The organism is Pseudomonas sp. 22085 (genome assembly GCF_052045815.1).
GTDB classification, from domain to species: Bacteria; Pseudomonadota; Gammaproteobacteria; order Pseudomonadales; family Pseudomonadaceae; genus Aquipseudomonas; species Aquipseudomonas glycinae.
Genome location: NZ_JBQEQA010000034.1, coordinates 1 through 16,476, shown reverse-complemented (window position 1 = coordinate 16,476; position 16,476 = coordinate 1). Strand labels below are relative to the sequence as shown.

Here is a 16,476-nt window from a genome sequence, read left to right as displayed (position 1 = left end):
GGGCTTGGTGAGCGCCGCCCGGATCGGTAGTTATTGTTTTGAATGCCTGGTGGTGCGTAATGCCGGTTTTCTTCCTGAAACCGGAGTGACGCCATCGCTGGCAAGCCAGCTCCCACAAGAGCTGCACTGAACCCTGTGGGAGCTGGCTTGCCAGCGATGCTTTTAGTGCTTGAACATCACATGCCGAACCGTGGTGTAGTCCTCCAGCCCGTACATGGACATGTCCTTGCCGTAGCCGGACAGTTTCTGACCGCCATGAGGCATTTCGCTGACAAGCATGAAGTGGGTATTCACCCAGGTGCAGCCGTACTGCAACCGCGCGGACAGGCGATGGGCGCGTCCTACATCCGCCGTCCACACCGAAGACGCCAGGCCGTAGTCCGAATCGTTGGCCCACTCCAGCGCCTGGGCTTCGTCGGTGAATTTGGTCACCGACACCACCGGTCCAAACACTTCGCGGCGGACGATTTCGTCGTCCTGCTGGGCGTCGGCCAGCACCGTTGGTTCGAAGAAGAAACCGTTGCCTTCGACAGCCTTGCCGCCAGTGATCAAGCGAATGTGCGGTTGCGCCACGGCGCGTTCGACAAACCCGGCCACGCGGTCGCGATGTTGGGCGGTGATCAGCGGCCCGAGTTCGGTCGACGGATCATCCTGCAAGCCGTACTTGATGCTGCTGACCGCCGCGCCGAGCTTCTCGACGAACTTGTCGTAGATGCCTTGCTGGGCGTAGATCCGGCACGCCGCGGTGCAGTCCTGGCCAGCGTTGTAGAAACCGAAGGTGCGAATGCCTTCGACCGCCGCATCAATGTCGGCGTCGTCGAAGATGATCACCGGCGCCTTGCCGCCCAATTCCATGTGCATGCGTTTGACGCTGTCGGCGGTGCTGGAAATGATGTTCGAACCGGTGGCGATGGAGCCGGTCAGCGACACCATGCGCACTTTCGGATGGGTCACCAGCGGACTGCCCACGCTCGGCCCACGCCCGAACACCAGATTGAGTACGCCGGCCGGGAAAATATCCGACGCCAGTTCAGCCAGACGCAACGCGGTCAGCGGGGTTTGTTCCGACGGCTTGAGTACCACGGTATTGCCGGCGGCGAGGGCCGGGGCGATTTTCCAGGCAGCCATCATCAGCGGGTAGTTCCACGGCGCGATGGACGCGATCACGCCCACCGGGTCACGGCGGATCATCGAGGTGTGGCCGGGCAGGTATTCGCCACCGGCCGAACCACTCATGCAACGGCTGGCACCGGCGAAGAAACGGAACACGTCGGCAATCGCCGGGATCTCGTCGTTCAGCGCGGCACTGTAGGGTTTGCCGCAGTTGTCCGATTCCAGTTTGGCCAGTTCTTCGCCGTGGGCTTCGATGGCGTCGGCGAGTTTGAGCAGCAACAGCGAACGGTCTTTCGGCGTGGTCTGCGACCATTCGGCGAAGGCACTGTCGGCGGCGCGCACGGCGGCATCGACCTGGGCCTCGGTGGCCTCGTTGATTTCCACCAGCACGTCACCGCGCGCCGGGTTGAGCACCGGTTGCGCCGGGCCTTCGCCGTTGACCAGTTGGCCGTTGATCAAGAGTTTGGTTTGCATGTTGTTGTCCTCAATAGCACTTTTATTTTTCTGGCCGAATCGAGAATCCTGTGGGAGCGGGCTTGCCCGCGATGAGGCCATCCCGTTCAAAATTGATGGCGGCTGACACACCGTCATCGCTGGCAAGCCAGCTCCCACAGGGAGTTGTGGTGTTTGTTAGATATTCATTTGCCGCCGCTGCCGGCCACGCTCTCGCCACCCCGGGTCAGGTAGTAGGCGCCGAGGATCGGCAGCATGGTCACCAGCATCACGAGCATCGCCACGACGTTGGTCACCGGCACGTCCCGAGGGCGGCTCAACTGGTTGAGCAACCACAGCGGCAAGGTGCGTTCATGGCCGGCGGTGAAGGTGGTGACGATGATTTCATCGAACGACAGCGCAAACGCGAGCATGCCGCCCGCGAGCAGCGCCGAGCCGAGGTTCGGCAGGATGATGTAGCGGAAGGTCTGCCAGCCGTCGGCGCCGAGATCCATCGACGCTTCGATCAAACTGTGTGAGGTGCGGCGCAAGCGGGCGATGACGTTGTTGTAGACGATCACCACACAGAAGGTCGCGTGGCCGACGATGATGGTGAACATCCCCGGCTCGATCCCCAGCGTCTTGAAGGTCGCCAGCAGCGCGATCCCGGTGATGATCCCCGGCAATGCGATAGGCAGGATCAGCATCAGCGAAATGCCCTGCTTGCCGAAGAAATCCCGGCGGTACAACGCAGCGGAAGCGAGGGTGCCGAGCACCATCGCGATCAGTGTGGCGATGGCTGCAATCTGCAACGACAGCTTGATCGCTTCCAGCACATCCGGCCGCGAAAACGCCACACTGAACCAGTGCAGCGTGAAGCCTTTCGGTGGAAAGCTGAACGCCGCGTCTTCGGTGTTGAAGGCGTAGAGGAAGATGATCAGGATCGGGAAGTGCAGAAACACCAGCCCGCCCCAGGCTGCAATGCGCAAGCCTATTGAAGCCTTTTCAGAGTGCATCGAAGGCCCCCAGTCGTTTGACGATGGACAGGTAGATTGCGATCAGCACGATCGGCACCAGCGTGAAAGCTGCGGCCATCGGCATGTTGCCGATTGCGCCCTGTTGCGCGTAGACCATGCTGCCGACGAAGTAGCCCGGCGGGCCCACCAATTGCGGCACGATGAAGTCGCCCAACGTCAGCGAGAACGTGAAGATCGAACCGGCAGCAATCCCCGGCACCGACAGCGGCAGAATCACCTGCATGAAAGTCTGGCGCGGCTTGGCCCCGAGGTCGGCGGAGGCTTGCAGCAACGACGGCGGCAGGCGTTCCAGCGAGGCCTGGATCGGCAGGATCATGAACGGCAGCCAGATGTAGACGAACACCATGAACCGCCCCAGGTGCGAGGTCGACAAGGTGCTGCCGCCGACCCCGGGAATCCCCAGAATGAACTGCAGAACCGGCTCCAGCCCCAGGTGCTGAACGAACCACTGCGCGACACCGCCCTTGGCCAGCAGCAGCGTCCACGCGTAGGCCTTGACGATGTAACTGGCCCACATCGGCATCATCACCGCGATGTAGAAAAACGCCTTGGTCTTGCCGGTGGTGTAGCGCGCCATGTAGTAGGCAATCGGGAATGCGACGATGGCGCTGGCGATCGACACCACGACGGCCATGCTCAGGGTGCGCAGGATGATGTCGAAGTTCGACGGCTGGAAAAGCGCCGCGAAGTTGGCCAGGGTCAGGTCGGGCGTGACCGCCATGGTGAAGTCGTCGAAGGTGTAGAAACCTTGCCACAACAGCACCAGCAGCGAGCCCAGATAGATCGCGCCAAACCACAGCAGCGGCGGCACCAGCAGCATCGACAGGTACAGGTTCGGCTTGCGATAGAGCAGGTTGGAAAACCTGCGCAACGGCGCCGATTGAGGAATAGCGAGGGCGGTCATGTCACACCCCGCTCGCAACGGTGTCGTGCAACGGAATCATCGCTTCCCGCGCCCAGCGAGCGCTGATGCGCTGACCGGTCTGGTGCTGCGCGCTGCTGTCGATCCACTGATTGTTGGCCTGGCTGATGCTCAGGGTCTGGCCGTTTTCCAGGGTCAGTTCATAGCGTGTGGCGCTGCCCTGATATTGAATGTCGTGGAGCAGACCACTGACTTCGATCTCGTGGCTGGCCAGCGGACCTTCGGCGAAACGCACGTGTTCCGGGCGGATCGAAAACGGCTGCGGATGACCGCTGAGCTGGCGCGCCAGATCGCCGCGAATCACGTTCGAGGTGCCGACGAATTCGGCGACGAAAGTCGTGGTGGGTTTCATGTACAGATTGCGCGGCGTATCGACCTGCTCGATGCGACCCTTGTTGAACACGGCCACGCGGTCGGACATCGACAACGCTTCGGTCTGATCGTGGGTGACGAAGATGAAGGTGATGCCGAGCTGGCGTTGCAGCTTCTTCAGCTCGCTTTGCATCTGTTCGCGCAGCTTCAGGTCGAGAGCGCCCAACGGTTCGTCGAGCAGCAGCACTCGCGGGCGATTGACCAGCGCGCGGGCGAGGGCGACGCGCTGGCGCTGACCGCCGGACAACTGCACCGGTTTACGCGCGCCGTAGCCGCCGAGGGCGACCATGTCCAAGGCTTCTTCGGCGCGTTTGTGGCGTTCGGTTTTGTTTACGCCTTTGACTTTCAAACCGTAGGCGACGTTGTCCAGCACGTTCATGTGCGGGAACAGCGCGTAATCCTGAAACACCGTGTTGACGTCGCGCTGATAGGGCGGCAGGCCGGCGGCTTCGGCACCGTGAATGCGGATCGAGCCCGCGCTCGGTTGCTCGAACCCGGCGATCAGGCGCAGGCATGTGGTCTTGCCCGAACCGGAAGGGCCGAGCATGGAAAAGAACTCGCCGTCCTGGATGTCGATGGAAACCCGGTCAACGGCCTTCACCTCGCCGAACTGCCGGGAAACGTTGGTGAACTGGACTGCAAGCGTCATGATGCGGTGCTCCGAAAAGGCGAGGGCCGTCGCAGCGGCCCTGCCTGGACTTCTGAAAAACAGTATTCGAATTGATCGTTCCCACGCAGAGCGTGGGAACGATCGGGCTAGAGCGGCGTGTCAGCGACCGCCCATAATCGCAATGTAGTCCTGCGTCCACCGGCTATACGGCACAAACTTCCCACCCTCAGCCTGCGGGGTTTTCCAGAAAGCGATCTTGTCGAACTGATCGAACCCGTTGGTTTTGCACCCCTCGGCACCCAGCAGTTCACTACCCTGGCAAGCCGCCGGAACCGCCGGCAACGAACCGAACCATGCCGCCACATCACCCTGGATTTTCGGCTGCAGCGACCAGTCCATCCACTTGTAGGCGCAGTTCGGGTGCTTGGCTTCGGCGTGCAGCATGGTGGTATCGGCCCAACCGGTGGCGCCTTCTTTCGGCACGGTCGAAGCGATCGGCTGTTTCTCGTTGATCAGGCCGTTGACCTGGTACGGCCAGGCGCTGGACGCGACCACGCCTTCGTTCTTGAAGTCGCTCATCTGCACCGTGGTGTCGTGCCAGTAGCGGTGGATCAGTTTCTGCTGGGCGCGCAACAGTTCCAGCACAGCCTTGTACTGATCTTCGGTGAGTTGGTACGGATCCTTGATCCCCAGCTCAGGCTTGGTGGATTTCAGGTACAGAGCGGCATCGGCGATGTAGATCGGGCCGTCGTAAGCCTGCACGCGGCCCTTGTTCGGCTTGCCGTCGGGCAGGTTCTGCGCGTCGAACACCACGTTCCAGCTGGTCGGCGCGGTCTTGAACACGTTGGTGTTGTACATCAGCACGTTCGGGCCCCACTGGTACGGAGTGCCGTAGGTCTGGTTGTTGACCACGTACCACGGCGCGTCTTTCAGGCGTGGGTCTAGGGACTTCCAGTTCGGGATCAACGCAGTGTTGATCGGCTGCACACGCTTGCCGACGATCAACCGCAACGAGGCATCGCCCGACGCCGTCACCAAGTCGTAACCGCCCTTGGCCATCAGGCTGACCATTTCGTCAGAGGTGGCGGCGGTTTTCACATTGACCTTGCAGCCGGTTTCCTTCTCGAAACCGGTCACCCAGTCGTAGGCCTTGTCGCTTTCACCGCGTTCGATGTAGCCCGGCCAGGCGACGATATCCAGCTGGCCTTCGCCGGCGCCGACGGCTTTCAGCGGCTCGGCGGCCTGCAGGCTGGCGCTGGCCAGCAGGGCCGTGGTGATTGCACTGAGCAGTGCGGTCTTGTGCACGAACATGGTGAACCCTCTTCTTTAAATTATGGTCGGGGCAGTTGTGAACGCGGTGAAGCATGCCGTTAGCGGCTTGTTATTAGCGTAGTCAGAGATGCTGGCCGTGGCGGGCCATGATGTGCCGCACCACGCTGTAGTCCTGTAGCGAATCGCTGGATAAGTCTTTGCCGTAACCGGAGCGTTTCAGCCCGCCGTGGGGCATTTCGCTGACCAGCATGAAATGGCTGTTGATCCAGGTGCAGCCGTATTGCAGGCGTGCGGCGACCTGCATCGCCTTGTCCAGGTTCTGGGTCCACACCGACGAAGCGAGGCCGTATTCCGAGTCGTTGGCCCAGTCCACCGCCTGCGCGAGTTCATCGAAGCGGGTCACGGTGACCACCGGGCCGAACACTTCGCGCTGGACGATTTCATCGCTCTGTTTGCAACCGGCCAGCAGGGTTGGCTGATAGAAGAACCCTGCGCCGGAATGCACCGCCGCGCCGGTCACCCGCTCGATGTGCGGCTGACCGAGGGCGCGCTCGACGAAACTGGCCACGCGGTCGCGCTGACGGGTGCTGATCAGCGGTCCGATTTCGTTGTCGGCATCGCGTTTGCCGGCAAAGCGCAGGCTGCTGACCGCCGCGCCGAGTTCGGCGACCAATTTGTCGTGAATCCCGGCCTGGGCGTAGATCCGGCAAGCCGCCGTGCAATCCTGCCCGGCGTTGTAGTAGCCATAAGTACGCACGCCTTCGACCACGGCTTTCAGATCGGCATCGTTGCAGACGATCACCGGGGCCTTGCCGCCGAGTTCGAGGTGGGTGCGCTTGAGAGTTTTGGCGGCGGCCTGGAGGATTTTCTGGCCGGTGACGATATCGCCGGTCAGCGACACCATGCGCACTTTCGGGTGGCCGACCAGATGACTGCCAACCCCTTCGCCGCCACCGCAGACGATGTTGATCACCCCGCGCGGCAGGATTTCGGCCAGCGCCGGAGCCAGCGCCAGAATCGACAGCGGCGTGTGCTCGGACGGTTTGAACACCAGCGTATTGCCGGCGGCGAGGGCCGGGGCGATCTTCCACGCGGCCATCATGATCGGGTAGTTCCACGGTGCAATCGAGGCGACGACGCCAATCGGATCGCGGCGCACCATGCTGGTGTAGCCCGGCACGTATTCGCCGCTGAGCTGGCCGGTCTGGCAGCGCACGGCGCCGGCGAAGAAGCGGAACACATCGACGGTCGCGGTCAAATCATCCTGCCGTGCCAGATGTAGCGGCTTGCCGCAGTTCAGGGCTTCGAGGCGGGCAAGGTGATCAGCGTGCTTCTCGACGGCGTTGGCGATTTCCAGCAGGAAATTCGAGCGTTGTTGCGGGGTGGTGCGCGACCACTCGGCAAAGGCGCTGTGGGCGGCAAGGATGGCGGCTTCGACTTGCTCGGTGCTGGCTTCGGCGATCTGAGTCAGGACTTCGCCGGTGGCCGGGTTGAGGATCGGTTCGACAAAACCCTGGCCAGCGACCAGTTCGCCGTCGATCAGCAACGCGGTGTGCATGTGGGTCTGCGCGCCAGCCATTTTCCGTGATCTCTTTTCTTGTATGGCCATGTTGCTCCCTGTTCCGGGAGCCGACCGTCTTATCGATGCAGCAAGACTAGTGCGCGGCTCCGGGGTCGACAAATTCTAAATACTGAAGGTGGCATTCGATTAAATAGATGGCTTGCGTCCGCCGTGGGGCTGCTCGCGAGCAACGGTCAGGAAAGGATCGACCAGCGCGGGGCGGGCGGTGCCACGACGCCAGGCCAGACCGACGTCAAGGGTCTGGTTGAGATCGGCAATCGGCCGCGCTTCGATGATGTCGCCTTCCAGCGACCATGGGCGATACGTCATGTCCGGCTGGATCGAAACGCCGAGGCCCGCCGCAACCAGACTTCGTACGGCCTCGGTGGACGCGGTTCTGAGGGTGATCTTCGGTTGTAGCCCGGCGCCGCGCCACAGGCGTTGGGCGTTGCGATCCATTTCGTCGACGTTCAGTTGAATCAACGGCTCCCGGGCCACATCGGCAAGGTTGATGCTGTCGTGTTCCAGCAGCGGATGCTGGGCCGGCAGCCACAAACGGTGCGGCGAGTGGGTCAGCACTTCGGTCTGCAAGGCATGGCGGTCTTCGAGGTTGGAGAGGATCAGCACACCGACATCGATCTCGCCGCTGACCAGCAAATGCTCGATGTACGGCCGCTCGTCCTCCATCACCCGGATCTCGACATTGGGGTAGGCGCGCTGGAAACGGGTGAGCAAATCCGCCAGGTAATATCCGGCCACCAGACTGGTCACGCCGACGATCAGCTGCCCGGCGACCTGATCGGTGCTTTGTTGCAGGCTGCGTTTGGCGTTGTCCACGGTCGCCAGAATCAGGTGCGCCTGGCGCAGGAACTGGTGGCCCTGATGGGTGAGCGTCATGCCCTTGGCGTGGCGATTGAACAGGCTGACACCGATCTCTTCCTCCAGTTGCTGGATGGCCAGGGTCAGGGTCGATTGGGAAATGAACGCGGTTTGCGCGGCGGCGGAGATCGAGCCTGTCTCGGCCACGGCGATGAAATGGCGGATCTGACGCAAGGTCATCATGGAAGGATTACCCGGTGGGCGGTTTTTATAGATTGCCTCGAGTGTATATCTATTTTCGCGAAGGGCTGCTGCGGGCCAGGCAACATCTGGAAGCACACTCGCACCCAAGTGACGGGCACTTTCGAACTAGGCTGAGGGCCTTATTGATCCGGATAACCCCAGTTTGGAGACGGAACATGAACACCCGTGGATTGCTCGATCAACTCCTCAAGTCCGGCCAGGATCTGCTGCAGAACAAGGCGGGCGGGGCGCAGAACAAACCGGCGGCCGGTGGTTTGGGCGGCTTGCTTGGCAGATCTTCCAGTAATGGCGCACTCGGCGGCTTGCTGTCAGGCGCAGGCGGCGGTGCCCTGGCGGCCGGCGCCATGGGCCTGCTGCTGGGCAGTAAAAAGGCCCGCAAGGTTGGCGGAAAAGTCGCCCTCTACGGCGGCCTTGCTGCTCTGGGCGTGATCGCCTACAAAGCCTACGGCAACTGGAACGCCCAGAAAGGCACTGCCCCACAAAGCGAACCGCAAACCCTCGATCGCCTGCCACCGGCGCAAGTCGAACAACACAGCCAGGCCATCCTCAAAGCCTTGGTCGCCGCCGCCAAGGCCGACGGCCACATCGACGACCGCGAACGCCAACTGATCGAAGGCGAGTTCACCAAACTCGATAACGATCAGGAGCTCAAACACTGGCTCCACGCCGAACTCAACAAACCCCTCGACCCCACCGACGTCGCCCGCGCGGCAAGTACGCCGGAGATGGCCGCCGAGATGTACGTGGCGAGCGTGATGATGGTGGATGAGGAGAACTTCATGGAGAAGAGCTATCTGGATGAACTGGCGCGGCAGTTGAAGCTGGAGCCGGGGTTGAAAGTGGAGCTGGAGAGGCAGGTGAGGGTGGCTTTGGTGTAAGCGGAGGTATTCAGGTTTTTATGAGACAGGGCAGGGGATGTTAAGGTTTGGCCTTTGACGCACCTTAATAAGGATATTGCCCGTGTTACGTCAGTTTGTGCTCGCCCTTCCGGCCATGTTTTTTCTGGCCGGTTGCGGGGCCGAGTCCGGCTCATTGCCCGTCAGCATGAACCTGACACCGGAAAAAGTCGCGTCGATTGCGGAAACTATTAAAACCAAGTATCCGAACCTGTCCAGCGAGATGCGCGAAAAGGTCCTCAACACCGTAGTTCAGTCGATTGACAACATGGTGTTTGTCGAAGGTGGCCAGTTTGATATGGGCGACTTTGGATGGGCTTGCGAATACGATGAAAAAAATGTGTGTACCTGGCCTTGCGGGCAAGAGCCGGAGCAGCTTTGTAATATCAGCAGGAAGGGCAATGACGATTTCGTCCATCCGGTAAAGTTGAGCAGTTACTATCTAGCGAAATATCAGGCTACGTTGGCGGATTTCGATATTTTTTTTGTGGCTAATGGAAAGCCGCTCTACGACGCAGAGGATCGAAAACGCAAAGATTTGGAAAGTCTTTATTTTCCTAACCTTCCAGCACCAACTCAAAGCTGGCAGGAGGCAAAAGATTATTGCACTTGGATTGGTTCTTTAAGTGGTTACGAAGTAGACCTGCCGACAGAGGCGCAGTGGGAGTTTGCAGCTCGCAACCGTGGCCAGCGCATCCTGTTTCCTACTGATACTGGGAGTCTTGATTACGGTAAGAATTTTCCTTTTGAAAATGAAGAGGAAAATTTTCCAGTGAATCGTTTTGCACCTAATCCTATGGGGTTCTATGGTATGGCTGGTAATTCCACCGATTGGGTTAATGACTGGTACGATGAAAATTATTACAAAGTTTCGCCTGTAGACAATCCTCAGGGGCCGGGAAGTGGCGAAAAGAAGATCAGGAGAGGGTCTACAACTTTGGAAGCGCCACTGTCTGCGGCACCTCTCGTCCGCCGTTGGCCTGAAGAGTTAGTGCAAAAATATCATTCAAGCGATACAAGTTTTAGGTGTGCAATTCAGTCCAGTAAGCCGCTTTAGTATTTCAGGCTGAAGGCGTCTTCTGCACCTTCATTTTTAGACCCCAAACGAAGAGGTGACAGGTTTGTTTTTCAAAGTGTCAATCTGTCACCTTTTTTTGTCGTAGAAGCCCTTGTAGCTGTCGACTAAGCCGACAGCCACATCGATGATCGCGAACGTCAATTGATCCACGAATTACCAAACTCCACAATGACCAGCAATTTAAGTCCTGGCTTCACACCAAACTCCATAGCTCCTTGAGCCTGCCGACGTTACGCGGATAGCAACGGAGGTGTATGTGCCGAGCGTGATGATAGGAATGGAGAGGTGGTATCTGGATGAGCTGGCTTGGCATTTGAAGCTGGGGCCGGGGTTGAAGGCTGAGTTGGAGAGGCAGGTCAGGTTGGCTTTTGTGGAGGAGGAGGTATTCAGGTTTTTGTGAGACACGGCAGGGGATGTTAAGGTTTGGCCTTTGACGCACCTTATAAGGAAATTGCCCGTGTTACGTCAGTTTGTGCTTGCCCTCCCGGCCCTGTTTTTTCTGGCCGGCTGCGAGGCCGAATCCGGCCCATTGCCAGTCAGCAAAAGCCTGACACCGGAAAAGGTCGCGTCGATTGCGGCAACCATCAAAACCAAGTACCCCAACCTCTCCACTGATCTGCGTGAAAAGGTCCTCAACACCGTAGTGCAGTCAATTGACAATATGGTGTTTGTCGAAGGTGGCCAGTTTGATATGGGCGACTTTGGCTGGGCTTGCGAATACGACGAAACGGATGTTTGTGCTTGGCCTTGCGGACAGGATCCGGACCAGCTTTGTAATATCAGCAGTAATGGCGATGATGACTTTGTTCATCCGGTCAAATTGAGTTCTTATTATTTTTCAAAGTTTCAAGTCTCGCTGGGTGATTTCGATTTGTTCTTTATTGCAAACGGAAAACCTCTGTTTGATGCTGAAAAGCGCGAACGTGAAGATTTGAAGTTTCGCTATCAGCGTGATTTGCCTGCATTTACCAAAACTTGGCAAGAGTCCAAGGATTATTGTCACTGGATTGCCAGTCTTAGTGGTTATTCGGTGGATTTGCCTACCGAGGCGCAGTGGGAATTTGCTGCCCGTAATCGCGGGCAACATATTCTTTTTCCTACTGATACAGGTAGTTTGAGTTTTGGGAAAAACTATCCTGTGGAAGGAAGCGGTAGAACGTTTTCAATTGCTAAATTTCCACCCAGTCCACTGGGTATTTACAGTCTTGCAGGTAACGCGACTGACTGGGTTAATGATTGGTACGATGAGGAATACTACCGACAGTCACCAGTGGAAAATCCTCAAGGACCGGACAAAGGTACATATAAGGTTAAGCGAGGCTCCTACTATCCAGAAGGCCCAATGTCCGCGGCATCTATAGTTAGACGCTGGCCGGATAAACCAGAACAGGAGGCCTATTATCCTGGTACTGGTTTTCGCTGCGCTATTCAGTCAGAGGGGCGTCTGCAATGACTGCTTCTCTCAAGCGTTTTTTCCATTGGTGAATATGTCAATGTTGGTCTGGCGGTAGCGATGCTCTTAGATGTTTTAGGATGATAAGGATGTTGTCAGTTTTGTGTCGATGGGTATTCGTCTTTGCAGTGTTTTTTATAATTTTCGGCTGCAAAGCAGAACATGATTCGCTGCCAGTCAGTAAGAGCCTCAGTTCGGAAAAGGTCGCATCGATCGCGGCAACTATAAAGACTAATTATCCGAATCTCTCCACTGAGCTGCGCGGGAAATTACTCAATATGGTAGTTCGGTCGATTGACAATATGATTTTTGTCGAAGGAGGCCAGTTTGATATGGGTGACTTTGGCTGGGCGTGTGAGTATGACGAAAGAAATGTATGTGCTTGGCCATGCGGGCAAGATTCGGATCAGCTTTGCAGTATAAGTCCTGATAGTGATGATGATTTTGTGCATTCGGTAGTGCTGAGTGGGTATTATATTTCTAAGTTTCAAGTGGTTCTGGGTGATTTTGATTTGTATTTTGTTGTAAACAAAAAGTCTCTATTCGATCAGGAGTACCGAGAGCGTGAAGATCTAAAATTTAGATATCAGCCTAATTTACCTGCGCCAACTCAAACTTGGCAGGAGGCCAGAGATTATTGCCAGTGGCTGGGGGACCTAAGTGGCTATGCGGTGGGGCTGCCGACTGAAGCTCAATGGGAATACGCTGCGCGCAGTCGTGGGAAAAAGCTTTTGTTTCCTACGGACAGCGGAAGTCTGGACTTTGGGAGGAATTTTCCAGTCGAAGACGAGGAGAATAACTTTCCAGTGGATCGCTTCGCACCTAATCCATTGGGGATATATGGTTTTTCTGGTAACTCGACTGATTGGGTTAGTGACTGGTACGGTAAAGACTATTACAAAGTTTCTCCTCTTGAAAATCCGCAAGGACCAGAATTTGGTACTCAAAAAATCAGGCGCGGCTCAACGGTCTTGGAAGCTCCATTATCTGCGGCGCCAATGGTCCGTCGCTGGGCTGTGGGCCCAATACAAAAATATCATACGAGTGATGCAGGTTTTCGATGTGCTGTTCAGTCAGTATCATTAAATTAGTATAGAAATTAAGGCGCTGAAAGCGCCTTTAATTAAGCCAAATTGTCAAAGTGGCTGCTCCGCCTTGCTGCTATCAACGTCTTTTCTTTACGCCAAGGCTGGCCGGGGCTCCACGCAAGCATTCCATATTCCTGCGGCTTGCTGTCAATATTTACTGCTAACGTCCCAATGAAACGGTTAAATTGTTGCTGCTCCTTCCCATCAAGTAAGGAGTTTAGACGATTCAGACTTTTCATTGCATTAACCTTGCTGCCATCTTTTGAGCAGCATTCTAACACCTCAATGAAGTGTCTCCAGCTGCGTAGATGGGAAAGTAATAATACAGCAGCTTTTTCCTGGTCTTCAGCCCAGCTTTCCACAAAGCTTTCGGTTAATAAATGAAGCATCGGGCCAATGGTTTCAGGTGGTAAAATTTCAAGTGGTATTTTCTTGTTTTTTATTTTAATGGCCTGGTTGTTGATTAGATATTTTGCGAGGTTTTGGGCTTCTACCTTGGTTGCCTGTCGATCGTCCCACCAAAGTCCAATCTTTCGAAAGCCCTCATCAAATGCTTCGCCTGGCTGCGTAGCTATTCTGAACATTCCTCTTGCCATATAGTTGAAGGCATCCTTGCTCACCGCCAACTGATAGTGGAAGTCTGCTTTTGATAGCGCGTTGCAAAAGACATAGATCAAATCACCAATTTTTTCTAAGTCTATCGACGTACCAAAGCCACCACCTGCACCCGGTCCGAAAACTAAACTTGCCTTGCAATTAATTGCCAATCGGTCTGCGCGGATTTCAATCCCAAAATCAAAACTCGCCCCGATTCCAAGTGCGACATTCCCCTCCGCCTTGATTTCCACCAGACTCGACCAGTCCGTACTCCCACTGTCATTCGCCTGTCCGGGCGTGATCTTGCCCACGCCTTGTTTGGTGGAATCAAGCCACTTCAATGTTCCGGTAACGGTTCCGCCACCTTGAACGCCCGCGAATGCGTTGCCCTTCAGGCCGAGGCTGCCACCGCGTTTCTTGTCGACGGCCAGGTCGGGCGTACTCAACAGTGCGGTCACACCGGAGGCTTCTGCTTCCTTGGGTTTGTATTGGGTTTTGGCACCTGCCTGGCCTTGCGCGGTGGCGCCAAGGAAGCAAGACAATTCCACCTTGCCGTCGAGCCGGAAGATGCCGATGTCGCTGACCACTTCCTTGCCTTCGGCATTGCGGTACGGCATGCGCACCACGTAGCCACCCTGGTCGGGAAAGTAGCTCTTGAGTGCAACGGAGCCTTCGGCCAGAGAGATTGCTGCGCTGCCTTTGACGCCGAGTTCGATGTTGCCTTTGCCGGGTTCCCAACTGTTGATACCGGCACTGGCCGTGGCGGCAAAACGGAACGCGTGGGCTTCGGCCGACACGGCGTACATCGCAGAGTCCGCTTCGTTGGAGGTCCAGGAGCATTCTTTGTGCAGTGCGTTGAGCAGGTTGTCGTCCTTGCTCGTCCACGATGTGAATTTGGCTTCCAGGCTGCCCAGAGGGCTGGTCTTGCGACCATCATTGACCGCCGTGCGAATGTCTTTGATCAGATCCTTGGCCAGATTCTTGTCCAGTGGTTTGCCTTGCATCACCTTGGTAGGGACTTTGACACTCCAGGTGAGTTGTTCTCGGGTGCGTACCGGAATGTAGTGGCGGCGAGACGGGTCACGGAAGGAAATGTATTCGACCACCGTAATCCCGGTTTTGACCTGCTTGCCTTTCTGGGTGTCCGAGGCTTTCCCTTTGCCATGTTTGATGTCTGGTGCTGCACCGTTGGCACTGGTGGAGCTGTCGCCGGCTTCGGCTTTGCCTTGTGCGGCAATCCGATTGCGCAGTGACTGAATTTCCGCGTTGAGCTCAGCAACTTTTTTGGCTTGCAGGCCTTCCCAGTTGGTCTCCAGATAGTTGCCTTCGAACGCGGGCTGCGGCCTGTAGCGTTGATACCAGTCACGGGCCTCTTGCACAGTTGCCAGTTGGCCTTGCAAATCCTCCTTGCGCTCGATGACAGTTTTCGGTTTTTCCGCCGGGGGAGGATAGCGTTGCAGCAGGCCTGCTTCCTCGGCCTTGGCGTTCCAGTCATCTTTGACACAACGCGAGCAGGAGCAGCCAGCCTGAGGATCCTTGGTTTTCGCGCATTTGCTGGCTTCGGTCGCCTTGGCCAGATTCTGATGCAGCTCGTCCATGAGTTTTTTGACGAGGTCGCTCTGCTGCTTGAGGTCTTTCGACTCTTTTTCAGTCAGTACGTAAAAGTGTTCATCTCCGGTGATGTGTACGACATCGACCAGTTCGTCCTTGCACTCGACGGCACCTTTGACAGCCGTCGTGCTTTGGTTGTCGGCGTGTTTGGGTGGTGGCAGGGCTTTGGCCGCAGGTAATTTCAGTACCCAGCCAACCTTGATCTGATTGGGATCTGTGATGATCGGGTTCAGTCCCCGAAGATCCGCCACGGAGCATTTGTTGGCGGCGGCAATGCTGCCAAGAGTGTCGCCGCTCTTAACGGTGTAGGTGTTGCTCATTGCGCATCGTCCTTGTGATTCACAGACTTTCCAATTGCATCAGCTTGTCGCCTAGCGCGACGTCGTCACGCGCCAGTAATTCGGCGGCCGGTGCGTGATCCCAGAAACTGTCCCCACGCTGGATGGCGACTCGAAGCCATCGCTCCTGGTCGGCCATTTGCTCGTAGCCCATGTCCTGGCCGGCCAGTAATTGGCGGTGGACGAATTCGACGGCGTCCTCCGTGGGCAAGACTTCGTGATAATCGTCGGTAAAACGGGTCGCTATCACCTTCAGCCGGCCCTGTTCGATCAGCGCCTGGCGCTCCTCGCTCAAATACAGCCAGCCCGGAGCCTGAGTTTCCGTTGAAGCGCTTTGAGGCGACTTGGCGTAATACCGCCAGCCGATCTCATTGCGCCAGGCTATGCCACTGAAGGGGCCGATGAATTGGGCTTTTTCAGATTCGCTGAGGCTGAGTAGCAGAGGCTCCAGCCAGCGCGGTTCATAGAAACGCATCATTTGCTGAGGGTCTTCATCGGTTTTCACGGTCAGCAGACTGCGCCAGTGTTCAATGCCCTGATCCAGCAAGGCCGGATCACTCAACCAGGCGACACACCCTGCATCGAATTGCTCCAGCAGTTTGCTGGCGTAACTCGCAGCCGAATGCTTTTCCGGGTACATGACGACATAGGGGCCAGCAGGCTGGAGCTCGGCGTAAGGCGTGTTTGTAAACAATGGAATACAGCTGGGCCTGGATTGTTCTTCACCTCGAAACAGGTGGCTCAGCAGGTCCGGATCAAAACTGCGATCCAGAATCAGGCACATTGCCCCGGTTGTCGCAGGCTGCTCGAAAGGCGACTGGATGGAGTTAATCATGCTGACGCTCCCGTCTGGTGAACCGGACAGCACCCGGTCGCGTCGAGATGACATGACGGCGTCGGCAACAGCACGCCTGCCTTTGACTGTGCCTTGAAGGAGCCGAGGGAGGGTTTGACGACTTGGCCAGCCTTGTCGGCATCCGCCTGCTTCAACACGCCCGGCAGCAGTGGGGCGG

At 57.2% G+C, this 16,476-nt stretch carries 13 protein-coding genes and 1 pseudogene; 5 read left to right on the top strand and 9 right to left on the bottom strand.

Translation table 11 applies throughout. The features are described 5' to 3' along the window. Positions 1 to 162: 162 nt before the first annotated feature. The 7 genes from ACTJK7_RS28195 to ACTJK7_RS28165 form a co-directional block, all read right to left on the bottom strand. Positions 163 to 1,587 carry a gamma-aminobutyraldehyde dehydrogenase gene (locus tag ACTJK7_RS28195; RefSeq protein WP_108559757.1) on the bottom strand — a complete coding sequence of 475 codons (1,425 nt, stop codon included), beginning with the start codon at positions 1,585 to 1,587 and terminating at the stop codon, positions 163 to 165. Between the two features lie 164 nt (positions 1,588 to 1,751). Next, positions 1,752 to 2,561: an ABC transporter permease gene (locus ACTJK7_RS28190; RefSeq protein ID WP_007954663.1), complete on the bottom strand. Its 810-nt coding sequence runs from the start codon at positions 2,559 to 2,561 to the stop codon at positions 1,752 to 1,754. Then, the gene (locus ACTJK7_RS28185; RefSeq protein WP_108559759.1) at positions 2,551 to 3,486 is read right to left on the bottom strand and encodes an ABC transporter permease; all 936 of its coding nucleotides are present in this window, start codon (positions 3,484 to 3,486) and stop codon (positions 2,551 to 2,553) included. Before ACTJK7_RS28185 ends, ACTJK7_RS28190 begins: the two co-directional genes overlap by 11 nt. A 1-nt stretch (position 3,487) precedes the next feature. Next, positions 3,488 to 4,525: an ABC transporter ATP-binding protein gene (locus tag ACTJK7_RS28180; RefSeq protein WP_074691239.1), complete on the bottom strand. Its 1,038-nt coding sequence runs from the start codon at positions 4,523 to 4,525 to the stop codon at positions 3,488 to 3,490. Positions 4,526 to 4,645: 120 nt separating this feature from the next. Further along, on the bottom strand, positions 4,646 to 5,797 hold the full coding sequence (gene ydcS / locus ACTJK7_RS28175) for a putative ABC transporter substrate-binding protein YdcS (RefSeq protein WP_108559761.1): 1,152 nt from the start codon (positions 5,795 to 5,797) through the stop codon (positions 4,646 to 4,648). A gap of 82 nt (positions 5,798 to 5,879) precedes the next feature. Continuing rightward, positions 5,880 to 7,367 carry a gamma-aminobutyraldehyde dehydrogenase gene (locus ACTJK7_RS28170; protein ID WP_108559763.1) on the bottom strand — a complete coding sequence of 496 codons (1,488 nt, stop codon included), beginning with the start codon at positions 7,365 to 7,367 and terminating at the stop codon, positions 5,880 to 5,882. A 99-nt stretch (positions 7,368 to 7,466) separates the two neighbouring features. Beyond that, complete coding sequence (locus tag ACTJK7_RS28165; RefSeq protein WP_007954670.1) at positions 7,467 to 8,381, bottom strand: LysR family transcriptional regulator; 915 nt, start codon at positions 8,379 to 8,381, stop codon at positions 7,467 to 7,469. A 176-nt stretch (positions 8,382 to 8,557) separates the two neighbouring features. Here ACTJK7_RS28165 and ACTJK7_RS28160 point away from each other — a divergent pair, with 176 nt between their 5' ends. The 5 genes and pseudogenes from ACTJK7_RS28160 to ACTJK7_RS28140 all read left to right on the top strand — a co-directional run bounded on the left by ACTJK7_RS28160 (position 8,558) and on the right by ACTJK7_RS28140 (position 12,920). Beyond that, on the top strand, positions 8,558 to 9,280 hold the full coding sequence (locus ACTJK7_RS28160; protein WP_440781021.1) for a tellurite resistance TerB family protein: 723 nt from the start codon (positions 8,558 to 8,560) through the stop codon (positions 9,278 to 9,280). 82 nt (positions 9,281 to 9,362) lie between these two features. Further along, positions 9,363 to 10,355: an SUMF1/EgtB/PvdO family nonheme iron enzyme gene (locus ACTJK7_RS28155; RefSeq protein WP_234420600.1), complete on the top strand. Its 993-nt coding sequence runs from the start codon at positions 9,363 to 9,365 to the stop codon at positions 10,353 to 10,355. 129 nt (positions 10,356 to 10,484) lie between these two features. Next, positions 10,485 to 10,776 (top strand): annotated as a pseudogene (locus tag ACTJK7_RS28150) (DUF533 domain-containing protein); the annotation flags it as partial. Positions 10,777 to 10,833: 57 nt separating this feature from the next. After that, positions 10,834 to 11,829, top strand: a complete 996-nt coding sequence (locus ACTJK7_RS28145; RefSeq protein WP_108559767.1) for a formylglycine-generating enzyme family protein — start codon at positions 10,834 to 10,836, stop codon at positions 11,827 to 11,829. Between the two features lie 89 nt (positions 11,830 to 11,918). Beyond that, the gene (locus tag ACTJK7_RS28140) at positions 11,919 to 12,920 is read left to right on the top strand and encodes a formylglycine-generating enzyme family protein (RefSeq protein WP_108559769.1); all 1,002 of its coding nucleotides are present in this window, start codon (positions 11,919 to 11,921) and stop codon (positions 12,918 to 12,920) included. A gap of 32 nt (positions 12,921 to 12,952) precedes the next feature. Here ACTJK7_RS28140 and ACTJK7_RS28135 read toward each other — a convergent pair whose 3' ends face one another. Both ACTJK7_RS28135 and ACTJK7_RS28130 read right to left on the bottom strand, forming a co-directional pair. Then, on the bottom strand, positions 12,953 to 15,445 hold the full coding sequence (locus ACTJK7_RS28135) for a LysM peptidoglycan-binding domain-containing protein (protein WP_440781023.1): 2,493 nt from the start codon (positions 15,443 to 15,445) through the stop codon (positions 12,953 to 12,955). 19 nt (positions 15,446 to 15,464) lie between these two features. Further along, a partial coding sequence (locus ACTJK7_RS28130) for a DUF4123 domain-containing protein (protein ID WP_440819238.1) occupies positions 15,465 to 16,476 on the bottom strand: 1,012 nt, incomplete at its 5' end.